The organism is Paenibacillus sp. J22P169 (assembly GCF_059691995.1).
Window position 1 is genome coordinate 482581 of sequence record NZ_JCAUAO010000001.1, and the last position, 13870, is coordinate 496450.

At 42.7% G+C, this 13870-nt stretch carries 10 protein-coding genes; all 10 read right to left on the reverse strand.

Annotation, left to right across the window (positions count from 1 at the left end; all coding sequences use genetic code 11):
• Positions 1 to 159: 159 nt before the first annotated feature.
• The gene (locus AC58QG_RS02435) at positions 160 to 4116 is read right to left on the reverse strand and encodes a discoidin domain-containing protein (protein WP_497360413.1); all 3957 of its coding nucleotides are present in this window, start codon (positions 4114 to 4116) and stop codon (positions 160 to 162) included.
• Positions 4117 to 4351: 235 nt separating this feature from the next.
• Entirely contained in the window at positions 4352 to 4582 is a 231-nt protein-coding gene (locus AC58QG_RS02440) for a hypothetical protein (protein ID WP_497360415.1), read from the reverse strand.
• Positions 4579 to 4992 carry a hypothetical protein gene (locus AC58QG_RS02445; protein ID WP_497360417.1) on the reverse strand — a complete coding sequence of 138 codons (414 nt, stop codon included), beginning with the start codon at positions 4990 to 4992 and terminating at the stop codon, positions 4579 to 4581. Before AC58QG_RS02445 ends, AC58QG_RS02440 begins: the two co-directional genes overlap by 4 nt.
• Positions 4993 to 5054: 62 nt before the next feature.
• Positions 5055 to 5930 carry a carbohydrate ABC transporter permease gene (locus AC58QG_RS02450; RefSeq protein ID WP_497360419.1) on the reverse strand — a complete coding sequence of 292 codons (876 nt, stop codon included), beginning with the start codon at positions 5928 to 5930 and terminating at the stop codon, positions 5055 to 5057.
• Positions 5931 to 5944: 14 nt separating this feature from the next.
• Positions 5945 to 6859 (reverse strand): ABC transporter permease, encoded by a 915-nt coding sequence (locus AC58QG_RS02455; RefSeq protein ID WP_497360421.1) that lies wholly within the window; start codon positions 6857 to 6859, stop codon positions 5945 to 5947.
• Positions 6860 to 7053: 194 nt separating this feature from the next.
• The gene (locus AC58QG_RS02460; protein ID WP_497360423.1) at positions 7054 to 8571 is read right to left on the reverse strand and encodes an extracellular solute-binding protein; all 1518 of its coding nucleotides are present in this window, start codon (positions 8569 to 8571) and stop codon (positions 7054 to 7056) included.
• Between the two features lie 213 nt (positions 8572 to 8784).
• Complete coding sequence (locus AC58QG_RS02465; protein ID WP_497360425.1) at positions 8785 to 11049, reverse strand: AraC family transcriptional regulator; 2265 nt, start codon at positions 11047 to 11049, stop codon at positions 8785 to 8787.
• A 479-nt stretch (positions 11050 to 11528) separates the two neighbouring features.
• Positions 11529 to 11891: a hypothetical protein gene (locus AC58QG_RS02470; RefSeq protein WP_497360427.1), complete on the reverse strand. Its 363-nt coding sequence runs from the start codon at positions 11889 to 11891 to the stop codon at positions 11529 to 11531.
• Between the two features lie 26 nt (positions 11892 to 11917).
• Positions 11918 to 12076 carry a hypothetical protein gene (locus AC58QG_RS02475; protein ID WP_497360429.1) on the reverse strand — a complete coding sequence of 53 codons (159 nt, stop codon included), beginning with the start codon at positions 12074 to 12076 and terminating at the stop codon, positions 11918 to 11920.
• Positions 12077 to 12133: 57 nt separating this feature from the next.
• The gene (locus AC58QG_RS02480; protein ID WP_497360431.1) at positions 12134 to 12469 is read right to left on the reverse strand and encodes a hypothetical protein; all 336 of its coding nucleotides are present in this window, start codon (positions 12467 to 12469) and stop codon (positions 12134 to 12136) included.
• Between the last annotated feature and the right edge of the window lie 1401 nt (positions 12470 to 13870).

Below are 13870 nucleotides of genomic sequence, written 5' to 3' on the forward strand. Positions count from 1 at the left end.
GATGGACACTTTAGAAGAGTGCCCTCTTACGGGTCATTTGTGTTTTATTCAAACTATGGGTTAGGGGCGCACGTCTTTATTATTTTCAAAAATCAAGTTGGAAATGCTTCGTTTTTGAAAACGCGTATCACTCCATATGCGCCAGGATAAAAATAGAGGTTAAAAGCGATGTGAACTGGATTGGTTCTTCGGAACGGTTACCGCCAATATTACTTTTTTCTCGTTGCCTGCATAATCCGTAGCGACGTAAGTAATGGTGTATACCCGTCCTCCTCCGCTTCCGGATCGCTCAGCCCTCAAATCAAACATATAATCCGGTGTGTCAAAGTCTGCATTTTGAATATCCTGCGAGGTGTCTCCGTCACCTATACCATCATCCGGCTCGTTGGAGGTGATGGATTTTAAAACAATGGACTGAATGCCGGAAATCGTGTCTATTGTGCCGTAAGTGCCTGCCGTTACGGTCACCATTTTATGATTAGCCGGCCACAGCTCGTTCTTATTCTGTTTCACTTGTATTTCCGGTGCTGTTTTATCTACTTTCACGAATACACTTTTTAGCTCTTCCGTGTTTCCTGCTTTATCTTTGCTTTGATACTCTATCGTATTCGTTCCTTCAGCCGAAACATCGATGGCGCCATCATAGATTAGCCATTGTCCACCATTGATGCGATATAGAACTTTATGGATACCGGATAACGTATCCGACGCATTTAAGGTCAAATTCACATCCGAATGATACCATCCGTTGGCATTGGCCGGAGGTAATCCAACTGTAGTGACCGGAGCCGTCTTATCTATGTTGATAGACACGCTCTTCGGGGATTCCGGGTTTCCGGCCTTATCGACGCTCATATACTCCAGAACGGTATTACCCTCAGCGGAAACGGTAATCAAATTCGAATATGGTTGCCACTGCCCGTCATTATTCCGGTATTGCGTGTTTTCGACACCGGATTGATCGTCAGTTGCCTCCAGCGATACCATTACATCTGTATTCTTCCAGCCAGAAGGCGCGTCATCTGTAGTAACCGGTGGAATCTCATCTTGCGCAGCTCCAGGCTGCTCATATACCTCAAATTCCCAAAGTGAATATCCGTAATCGGTACCTCTTTGTATACCCAGCATCCTTACATACCTTGCGCTAGTTGTCGAGAAAGAGATATCGTCTATGCCTCCATTCCCTGTATTGGTATTGTATACATCGGTCCATTCTACAGCATTGTCCGACACCTGAATCTTATATTCTTTACCGTATGCTGTCTCCCAGTTAAGTCTAACCCTGCTTACAGTCTTCATTGAGCCGAGATCCGTATAGATCCACTCATTGTCGGTATAGTTCGATCCCCATCTCGTAGTTGTCTTCCCATCGAATGCGTTCCCGGTAACTAAAGCAGCCGTTTTGGATGAACTGGCCGTAACCGGTCTGTCCAATGCGAGGTTCACTCCGTAAGTATGCACATTCTCCAAGCCAGCATTGACGATCTTCATGATATTTACCATATCCGTATAGGGCTGATCCTGTTGGTTTACTAAGCCAATATTAAAATTCTCGCCGTCTTTACGCCATGTAACCGCTTGATCGAAGTACGAAAACCAGCCTGAGCCAATAAACAACGGATGTGAAGTTTCGCTTTCCACGAAAGATTTGTAGGCCGTACCTCTATCCGCAATAGTAGCCACACTTGTAGTCCCATTTACGGGTGACAACCCACGCTGGGTAGTACTAAATGTATATTCCAGATTCAATAATGGTTTTCCGAAAGCTTCATATCTGGAAATCCAACTTGGATCGTTCGTGTAATTGTCCACTGAAAATGCATCTACAAACTCCATTGCCGCCGAATCCCATTCCAGACTGGTCCGCCAGGTGGGAACTACAGACGAACCTAGGAACAGATGGTTTGTATCATGTCTTTTGATAATATTTTTGATCGTTGAGAAATAGGTTCTGGACGCTAGCTTGATATATTCCGATACATCCGCAGCAGGCACCTTGGTTATATTGATCGAAATATTCTTTAACTCGTCAAACGATACCGCGCTCGTACCTAAAAGCTGGTTGACGGCAGTAATATCATTGTTGTACCTTGGTGCAAGAAAATTCACGAAAGCGCTTTTAGCCGCAGACGACGAATTATATGTCAGTACATCTTTTACAATATCGGTTGTCCATCCGGCCTCATTATCGTAATTATAACCGATTAGCCACGGGTCATTCTTCGCTTTATCAAGCTGAGGGGTCAATGCGGTCTCTATAATGGCTTCACTCTGCGGGTCAAAAACATCGTAAGTCCATTGAATCCTTTTTAAGTTGCCGGGGTCTTGCAGGACATTAATGTACGGAAAAGTTATATTTTGGGGTCTGGTCCACTTGCTGAAGGCATTAAAGCCCCAATCTAGCAAACGTTTCTTTGTGATATCCTCCCATTTCGACTCATAGTTGCTGCCGTATTTTTTCATAATATTGGCGACGACGAAGCTTACTCTTTCGCCATTAGAATCGTTTACATAGGCAGGAGCATAAGCGACTGGATCGGGAAGTTCCTCAAACACCCCTCTTGGAGTACCGTCAGCTTTTTTAAGCGCCGTACCGTATCCCCACTCCCATATACTTGTGGCATCCACGCCTTTTAGAATAAATTTATTCCCGTCCGGTGAAATAAACCACCATTTGTTATCGATTTGCTGAAGTCTGAAATAACCGCTGCTTGTATAACTTCCTCCACTTTTAATCCCGCCGTACTGATCGAATTTTGCAAGATCAAGTGAAACATTTGACAGTGCATTCGCCTCATTCGTATATTCCTGCTGCATCTGCTCGTCGGATGTTACCTTTCCAGGCCAGGTTTCATAAACCCACTGCCCGTACTTGTCTGCCATTAAGCCGTCTTTTTTTAGTTCGAGAGCCATTTGCCCCGCAGTAAGCGCCGGTCCAGGATTCACGCCTTCCTGTCCGGTCCCTTTATAAATTTGAACTTCGGTGAGGGGGATATGCTGAAAGGCATGAGGACGCTTAATATCGATGACAATAAATCTGGCCGTCTTGTTCGACATCGGTATGTTGACTGAATAATTCCAGGTTGAGCTTGGGCTCGTTGAGACTATTCCAGGTGTTCTGATGTGTTTGTCAGCAATATAATAATAATCCGTTACAGCCTCAGGGCGGTATTTTACCGTAAACTCTTTAAATCCCCAAGCCGAATTGGGTGAATTCAGGACGACGTTTATACGGTCAAGCGGGTAGTCCTTCAGCAGGTCAAATACTACTTGTATAGTTCCTGGGGCAGTCGCGCTCCCCGTCCATCCTGCATATGTTGTCGTTAATCCATCAAGCAGCACTCCATTGGTTGATGATACGAGCCCGGTTGCTCCTTTGTCTGGACTATTGCCTCCATTCGGGGCAACGCTAAAGTAATAATTTCCGGTTTTAAGCAAATTTTCTGCCAATAAGCTGTCTTTGTTCAGTTCGAGAGCCATTTGCTCAGCAGTAAGCGCAGATCCGGGATTCACGCCTTCCTGTCCGGTCCCTTTATAAATTTGAACTTCGGTGAGGGGGATATGCTGAAAGGCATGAGGACGCTTAATATCGATGATAATAAATCTGGCCGTTTTGTTCGACATCGGTATGTTGACCGAATAGTTCCAATCTGAGCTTGGGCTCGTTGAGGTTATTCCTGGTGTTCTGGTGTGTTTGTCAGCAATATAGTAATACTCCGAAGCCTCCGGGCGGTATTTTACCGTAAACTCATTAAATCCCCAAAACGAATTGGGTGAGTTCAGCACGACGTTTATACTGTCCAACGGGTAATCCTTCAACAAGTCAAATACAACCTGTACGCTCCCTGGGGTACCCGTGCCGCTACCCATGAATCCGGCATACGTTGTGGTTGATCCGTCAAGCAGCACGCCATTGGCTGAGGATATCAATCCGGTTACTCCCTTGTCCGGAGAACTGCCCCCATTCGGTGCGACACTGTAGCTATAATTGCCGGTTTTAAGCAGAGTTCCTGCCCCATGAACGCCTCCGGCAGGGATAAACGTTGCTGCCATGATGAGTGCCAGAAATACTGTCAAAACACGGGTTGGATACCATTTACGCCATTTCCCCATCATTTTTAACCTCCTCTTTTTCCTACAAGTTTTTAAGAATTCGCTTACAAACGAAAAAAACTTACTTCGAAAGCATCTGTTTAGTCATCTTTAATGAAAAATTGATTTTGATGCTGCATATCGATCACCTCCTCTCATTCCATCCAGAAATATAAGCGCTTACATAATATTGGGTTTAATCGGCACATCATCGATATCCTCGATTTCCTGCGCCGATTCAATACTTTACTCGTCTGTATTACTCCTCCATCTTCCGACCTTCAGAGTCAAATTGCTTAACATACGCAACCAGCTCAGCGAAATTCACCCAACAAATACCCACCTTTTGATCTGCAGCGCCATAAGACATAATCAGATCATCTCCTGCAATAATTCCACCTGTTGTAAACAAGCAGGGCGAAGGATAATCGCTCGGCATTTCCCAAGCCTGTTGAGCGTACATTAAACGCTCAGAGCATCGATGCGTCACAACCGGGAAGTCGTCACGGAAAGATACAGCTCCCCTTCCACTGGAAATATGCGCGGATCCTCGATGCAACCGTTGGAATAATCGCGCACCCGATTACCGTGTATATCTGTAATGTAGATGTCTTCGAACCCCTCATTCAGAGCAGGAGCAAGTGCTGGCCTGGAAAAGTCGGCATCCCACGTCTTGCCTAGGTCGCTGCTTGCTGCGTACCCCAGAAAGATCGGATATGGGTCGTACTTACCTTCCTTGTGCTTTTGAGACCAAGGACCCGTAGCCCGAAAGAGCATATGCAGCTTATCAGAAGCCGGATCTTTTACAATAGCTGGGTTTAGCACCATTTTGCTTGCCCACTCACAACCAGGAACCGGTTCGAGCACCGGCTGCGGGGAATATCGGAAATGCGGCTTCATGAAGATGTTCCTCCTGTTTTTGAGATTATGAAATCCACAGACTACAATGTGAGTGATCAAAACTATCCCTTGACCGCGCCAATCGTTAAGCCTTTGATGAAATAGCGCTGTAGGAATGGATACAAGAAGATGATCGGCCCGATCGTAATACATACCGTCGAAAGCTGAACACCTGACGCGGAAACTGCAATGTTAACATTCGCATTTAAATAATCCAGATTCTGCGCATTGGACACGATTCTTCTTAACATCATCTGCAACGGATGATTCTCCGGATTGTCAATAAACAACAGCGCATTAAACCAGTCATTCCAGTACGAAAGCGCATAGAACAGGGTGATGGTTGCAATGACAGGCATCGAGACCGGCCAAATAATCCGGAAGAAGATATACATCTCATGCGCCCCATCCATCGTCGCCGCCTCATTTAATTCAAACGGAAGCGTCCGGAAATAGGAGGTCATCAAGAATGCGTTAAAAACGGAGAACATATGCGGCAAGATCAACGCCAATAACGAGTCCCGTAAGTTCAGCCAGTTGGAGATGAGCAAATAATAGCCGACCAAACCGGGTGCAAACAGCAGCGTTAAATAAATATAAAAGGAAAGGAAATTCCGATATTTCACCTTCATATGAGAGGCGACATAGGAAAACATGGAAGTCATGAGCACGGCCCCGACGGTACCGACCACAGTAACGAATATGGAAACAAAGCTGCTTCTGTACACTTGACTGCCTTTAAATAAGAAAAGATAGGAATCAAGCGTAAATTCCGTAGGGAACATTTGGAAGCCTTTAACAATCTGATGCTCCGCTGTGAACGACCCGATATACACAAGCCAAAAGGGAATAAGGCAAATCAGGGCAAAAAAACCTATGAATACATATGCCACAGCGGACACGGTCCATTGAGATGCATCTCGTTGTTTCACTATCATACTTAAGCTCCTCTCTAGAATAACTTTGAGTCATTATCAACTCGGCGGACAATCCAATTGAAGAAAAGAATGGTGATAAAACCCATGGCCGACTGGAATAATGCTATTGCCGCAGCATTGCTGTAGCTGTTCATATTCGAGAAATCCCTTAAGGATCGGTACGTATAAGTATCAATGACATCCGTAGCCTTGTAGAGCAGAGAATTATCTCCAATAATTCCATAAATCAAGCCAAAATCACCGTAAAAGATCCGTCCCAAAGAGAGAAGCGTCAGAACGATAATGGTCGGCCGCAACAACGGCAAGGTAATATGCCAGATCTGCTGCCAGCGTTTGGCGCCGTCAATTCGCGCGCTTTCATAATATTCCTCGGAGAAGCCGGTTATGGTCGCAAGATAAATGATCGAACCCCACCCTGCGCCTTTCCACACGAATATGATCGTCAGCAACATAGGCCAGACCGAAGGGGTCTGAAACCAATCAACCGGCTGAAAGCCAACATCCTTCAGCAGCTGATTGATCATGCCGTCCTGCCCGTTAAAGAAATTAAGGACCATCAGGTTAACGACGATAATGGAAATAAAATGCGGCAAGATCACGAGTGACTGGGTCACCTTCTTGAAGAATACATGTCTTATTTCATTCATCAGCAGGGCAATTAATAAAGAGCTCACTGTACCTGCCGTAATGAACAGAAGGTTCAAAAATACTGTGTTTAAAGTAACCGCCAACCAATCCGGACCCGTGAAAAAAAACATGAGATTGTCGAGTCCCACCCATCTGCTCCCCCAGATACCTTTAACAGGTATAAACTGCTTGAAGGCCAATACATGAGCTGACATCGGTAAATAAGAAAAAATAAAAACGTACACAATTACGGGAAGCGCCATAGCATACAGCCACTTGTTCTTCCTGAGTTCCAGTATCATAATGCTCACCTTTCCTTTCGTATGTGACTGTATCTTACTCATTCGTGGAGCTGGCGTATAGTCTTGCTTTTATCAATGAGTTTGAACTGTAACAGCCCATGCAGGTTTGAATTCTATCACACACGGAAGTCCGGAGTTTACTAATATGAAAAGCCGGCGGACCTTGGGTCAAGGTCGCCGGCTCTTAGGGCAGTTCACTTCTTTTTACTGGCTAGGTACGCATCCAGCTGCTTTTGATACTCAACTTGGACTTTCTTGACATTAGCATAAGCCTTATCCTTAAACTTCGCTAAACCCTCTTTCGGTTCAATTAGACCCAATATAATTGGATCATACAACTCTTTACCCACATTGCTCAATTGTGCAATTTCATTGGATACCGGGCTTGGATCGAAAGTAAATCCGGCAAGAATATCTGTAGTAAAATTGTTAGGATCCCGCTGCCACTTGTTCAACTTGATAACATCTTCAGGCAAGCTGGCATCGATCCGATCCAACTTGGAGTTCCAGCCCCACGCGAAAGGAATACCAGCATAAGGGCTTTCTTTGATGGGTTTGAAAAGTCCCTCGCCCGAATCTTCCCAGTTCTTACCCTTTATTCCGTAGGCAAGCAAGTCGTAATTATCCTTTTGGTTTAACCAATTGACGAATTGAATGGCGCGTTCTTTGTTTTTGCTGACTACCGGGACGGCAATGAAGTTTCCTGCTTTGAAAGTTGAGGCCATCTTCATACTGGGATCATACAAACTGATTGCTTCTGCGGAAGCTCCCGGAACTGACTTTTCTAGAGAAGTTCGGGTGCTAAGAGCTACACCGAAATCATTGAAGGTTGATACAGCTGCTTTTCCTTTAGCAAACTCCGCATTTTTAAGAATGAGGGCATCTTTGGCAAGAATCATATCCTGGTAGAACTTGTGATTTTGTTCGAAATTTTTCATGATCATCGGGTCCATATTATCAAAGATATTATAGGCCTTTCCATCATTGCCTTTGGTATACAGTCCAGGATAATTCGAGATAGCGGCAAGATTGGCTTTCGGATCCAGCATACTTGCCATCTTCAAACCAGTATGTTCGGTGCCGTTCGGAATATACGGGGTGATATCCGGAGCCTTCTCTTTCACAGCGTACATAAATTTGACCAGATCATCGAAGCTCTTGATCGGAGCAATGCCTAGCTTCTCCCGGATGTCCTTGCGTATAACAAACGTCCATGGACGAATGAAATTCACTTCAAGCGGTACCGCGTACAATTTACCGTTCACTTTGTTGGCTTCTAGCAGTTGTGCAGAGCGGTTGCTCTTAATCTCAGGTCCATACTTATCAATGAATGAGTCTAATGGTTCGTAGAGCCCAGCTGCAATATTTTGATACGGGTTATTGTCCCAAATCAGATCGTAATCTTCCGCGGAAGACAATGCGACTTGGCGTTTCTGAAGGACATCCGCCCATGGAATAAACACCACGTTCAGCTTCACATTAAGCGAACCGGCAAGACGATTCTCCATCTCTCCCTTCACTTCACTCCAATTGGCCGGTGGATCTCCCGGGAACATGATTTTCAATGTAACTGGATCTAATTTGGCCAGCGTGGAAGCTGCTGGCTTGCCGGTTGGGGAAGTTGCAGCCTCCTTCGAACCGCAAGCGGCCAATGTTCCTGCCAGTATTAGTGATGTCAACATTAATAAGGTACTTTTACTTCTTAACTTCACTGTTTAACCCCTCCTGTTTTATGATCAACCGAGCAACCACATAACAATCGTACGCATTTTGGTTTCGTGTATCCGGTGTGCTCGGTTCGTACTAGATCATACCCGGATTGTTCAGCTTCCGTACAGTCCGGTATCTATCAATCGGTATGAAATGTTATAAAGGGGGGAGTATCAATTGCCCAACAATCAGAGTACGAATTTCAATGCTCTAAATCATGTTTTTCCCAAACGGTATTGGTTCGGCGTCATCCCGGTCGCTCGCTTGAATGCCGCAAAGAAGGTGCTCTTGGTTTGAAATCCGGACTGTTCCGTTATATCTGCAACGGTCCAATCGGTCGTTGTAAGCAGCTTGATGACATGCTCGATCCGTTGGTCTGTAATATAATCGGATAATGAGCAATTAAACTGATCCTTGAATATTTGTCTGGCATAGTTCACAGACATGGATACATGCGCGGCAATGTCATCCACGGAAAGCATCGGATTGTGAAGATGATTGCGTACATATTCAATCATCTCCGCAGCGACCTCATCCTTTCGGCTCGAGGCATTCTTCTTGCGGTTCTGTTCTATGGTCTGCAGCATCACCTGGTACAGCCACGCTTTCACTTCACCTAAGGTGGCGAATTGTTCCAGAAAAGAATGGATACTCTTCATCCCTTGAAATGTTTTATAATTTTTGAAGCTTTTCATGATGGAATAAATGATGTGAGTCAACTGCAGTTTGCATTCCTGATAGCTTAGTTCCTGCATATGCAAGGTGAGGTGATCCAAATACCCCTCAAGTGCTTTATCATTCTTAAGCTGAACAGATTGAATAACCTGTTTCAGCAATGCTTCATCGAGATCACTGTCTTTGCCTCGCTCATATCGTTCCAAATCATCAGAAGTAAACACCCTATCCTCATGATTAATGAATCCCATTAACGTCAGTTCGTAAAGCTGGTTATAGATAATCTGCAGATTCTCCTCAACATCAAGCACGGAACTGACAGCTGCATGCACTTCCAGCTTAAGCCATCGACTGATCTGAACCTTTACGTCATCCATCGCTCCTATTGCTAGTGCCATTTCTTCCTCTGAAATAGGCAAAGAAATGAGCGCCACAATGTGATCAGAGCCGAAATCGACTGTTTCCGCAACAAACCCGTGATTCGAAAGAACTTCGACCATAATATTCCCTAATGCAAAGCGCAATAATTTGCGCGAAGCAAAGTCAAACTGTTCTTCGAAGCGTCCGTACGATTCCAGACGAATGACCGCCATACGGAATGATCCCGTTTCGAGAATTTGCGTTTGGTTCCTAATAAACTCTTCAATTGGTTTGGATGACTTCGAATTAAGAATCCATTGACGCAAGAAATCATCTTTCACCAGAGCTTTGCTGCTCTTGATCGAAGAATCCAATTGTTCGATCTTCTCCACAAGCGAATGGAAACCGGAATGAATCCATGCCATTTCATTGCCCGCATTTGATGCTGCTTGTAGGATAGCATGTTCCTTGCCTAGCTTGCTTCGTATTTGTGCTACCAAGTCACTAAGAGGCTTTAAGCTGCGGTATGATTGCCAAAACAAATATAACAGCAAGGCTAACAGCATAAAGATCGAAGAACCAATAATTTGGATACGAATCTTAGCAACCTTTGCTTGCCATAAGGAGATCGGCGTCATGTGATATATATTCCATCCTTCTACAGGGAACCGTTCTGACTGAATGGACCAGGTTTCATTGACAGACTTCCATTTCCAACCCTCGTCTGCTGCTGATTTATCTATTTCCATTAACGCTTTGGTTAACGCAGGGTCCGTATTCCCCAGGATGAACTCTTTATTTTTGCCTTCAATATAAATTTTATTAGGATCATCTACTGAAATCTGCAGCATGTTCTCATTCAACAATGGTTTACTGAACAGAATTGCAACAAATCCCTGATAGTTCTGATTAGGTCCGGCAGCTGGTACGACAAGTGCAAGAAACGATTCTCCTCCCACTTCATGGTTAACATACTGCAGATACGGCGTTTTTTGATTCTTAATGTAGTCCAACATCGATTGGTCATAAAAATTCTTTGTCGTATAGATGCTCGATTCAGAAGTGTAGATTTGATCAATATTAAAGTTAATTAAATAAATGCCTCGAATGAAAGGCTCACTGCTCATAAATTCCCTTACACTCGTCGCTGCTTTATCCAATGTCAAGGGGGAATAATTGTCCTTTTCCATGTTCATCCAGAGCGCAATACTTTGATCCGAATAGATTCTTAGCGCAAACTGGCGTATTTTCTGCAGGGTAAATTCCGAAGTTTTAACGATTTGATTAATTTTCACCTGGTTGGACTTATCCATTTCATCCATTGCGCTTTTAGCGAACTGCTGGCTCAGAAACACGGTGAACACTATGGTTAGTAAGCTGACTGCAATGCAGGAATACATAAATATATTTAAATACATCTTCTTCGGCTTTATCCGGCTCCACATGGCACACCCTTCTTTCTCAGTATATCCCACGAAAACAATATGATAGGATTCCTGCTTTGTCCAGTATGAATCTTAACAAAGAAGTGTGAATTTTATTACATGAGCAGAGTTATCTTCGTTTAAATCATTCTACCAAATCCCCCTCATTTTCTGCTGTTGGGAGACAAATATAAGTTTTGAAGTACTTATTACAACAATGTCTGAAAAAATAGATAGCAAATAGATGGAAGCGAAAAATAACGAAAAACGTAGTTTCATTAGTTGCCTCGCATAACTGCCCGTCCCTCGGTTTAGTAACCTGTAATTAGAACAAGCACTAGGCCGGTGACAGGTTGGCCGGCATCTTTCCACATAATGTTTACTTGCATAATTTGCATTCGATAATTAATAACAACATAAAACGAACTCAAATTTGGTGTATAAAAACCCCATAAAGAGTCCTTTTCACAAAATTGAGCTATAGTTATCCGTTAGTTTAATCACCCTCCGTAGTGCGCTTTCACCTTTGACGGAATTGGCAGCTTTTTCTTTTTCAAAAGGGGCACCAACTTATCGCATATATCCAAATAGCCATATTGCAGGCTTACTTCCGCAAAACTGGTCACGTACCCAAGATAGCCTGGAAATTCACAAGGAAGTTGTTTTAGGTAAGGATCCTTTTTTCCACTCAGGTCCAATGAATCGAAATCCATCGTTAGCAACTTGTCCAGTCGATTTCTACGTCGCTTTTCCAGACCCTCAAGCTTTTCTAACTTTCTTAGGAAAGAGGCAACTTGAGGAGAATCAGAAAACCTTTCAAGTCTTGCCCAAGCCTTTTTCAAGACCTCTCCCACTTCATCCACATAAACTGTGGTCGCGCATTCAATTTCTATGAAGCTGAAAAAAGTGCGAGTTGCATATTCCCCAACTGTTCATCATGATAGCGTTCCTCCAAATAAGCTAAGATGTTAGAAGGTACATTCCTGTTTTCTTTATAGTGCTTTCTTATATCGAGAGGCAAGGCTTTTTCATCAAAGGGCTTTTTCAAATGATGGCCTCCAATTCGCTATAGCAGCTTAACTTCTTTTATGATATAGATAGTTGTTTATCCTAAAAGCCAAGCAAAAGGGAAAAACAACCAGTAATCATCAAAAATTGTAATACTAACAATCCAAAATAATATGCCAATAACTATAACGAATCCAGTATTTGAAGGTTTTTTAATCAAACGAAAGGTATGGGCAAATGCCAACGTCCATAAGGTAAAAGGAAAAACAAGCAGATATAGCCCAATTGACATACTGCCTAAAAAACTTGCAATATACCACAAAATACCTGTTAACCAACATAGTTTGGGTTTCACAGTAATTCCAACAATTGTCGTAAAAACCATCGTAATTACTCCAATAATAACCAATCCATAAAATATGATTGTAAACATTATTGTTCACCCCAGAATCTATTTTACCATAAAATTGTAAATCATCCCTATTAATTGCTCAGTCCATTTATTGAATAATCCCGCCTGTTACTTTAATAAACAAAAAAAGGAGCTGCCGCGTGGCAAGCCCCTTAACTATCGTTCTGCGTTAGCGTAACGCACAAGCATGTTACCCTTTGGTTAATAGTAAAAGAAAATAATTGTACCAAATCGTGCTAAGAAGTATATTTATATCCACGTTTGAAACGATTTATTGACCATCTTTACATTGTTCATATTTGCCCAATTCTTTAAATCCGTGATACCTTTATCTTCATCCCTTGAATACCTAAATGCCATATCTAATGGGACAATCTTCCTCCTGTGAGGTAAAATCCCGATTGCAGGTTTAAAGTATCCCTTAGTCATTATCACTTTAATATCCACCGAATTAATTAAAATTCCATTTAATATGATTTGGTCATTGGATAAGCATAACTCGGTTGGTTTCTTGAAGAATGTTCTGTACAATGCGAGTAACAGTACAACTAAACACAGAAGAATCACCGTTAACGAAGCGTAGTATACACTTTTATGATCCCATGATCTCACTACAAGAATAGATTGACTACATATAATAGCAATCATGCCTATAATGGTTCCAATCCTTGAAGGACTCTTAACCAAATGCTTTACTTCCCTCAACATAGCACCTCCCTTGTTCAAATCCCTCATCTAAATATACCGTATATTGGAAGTAATCTACCCGTTACTTTAATAAACAAAAGAGGAGCTGCCGCGAGCAAACCCCTCAACTATCGTTCGCCGTTAGCGTAGCAGTTAGCATGGTATTCAATTTCGATTCAAAATGAAAATTGTTCAGCTACTGTTCCACCAAATAAAATTCCACTAATTGTTATAATACATATCCCCAATATAAACATCCCCCACCGAAAACCAGTACTCATCCCTTTGAAAAAAAATATTTAAGCAAAGACAACAAATAATATATCCAGACCATATAACTAAACATATAAACCATTCCAACTCAGTTGGTGACGGTCCCATAAAATGAAATATAAAGGTAAATCCTAAGATAAAAACAGTTACTGAAAACATTCCAATTATCACATTTAGAATAAGAAATGTTACACACTGAATGTAGAATAAATTAGTCATAATCGGATGAGAATTATTATTCAATAACTTCACTCCCCAGTAAATTTTTCCTGTCTTAATTCTTTCTTACAACAGAACTATACAGTATTTGGGGTTAATTAATTAGTACTATTTTCTTCTAGTACCTGCATCACAAACTGCCCGTTAGCTGAGAAAAGGCAACCGATCATTAGGTCGGCTGCCTTCTCTTGTTGTTATTGAACTAACGTTATCCGTTAGCTTAATGATGCAATTCTGTTAGTT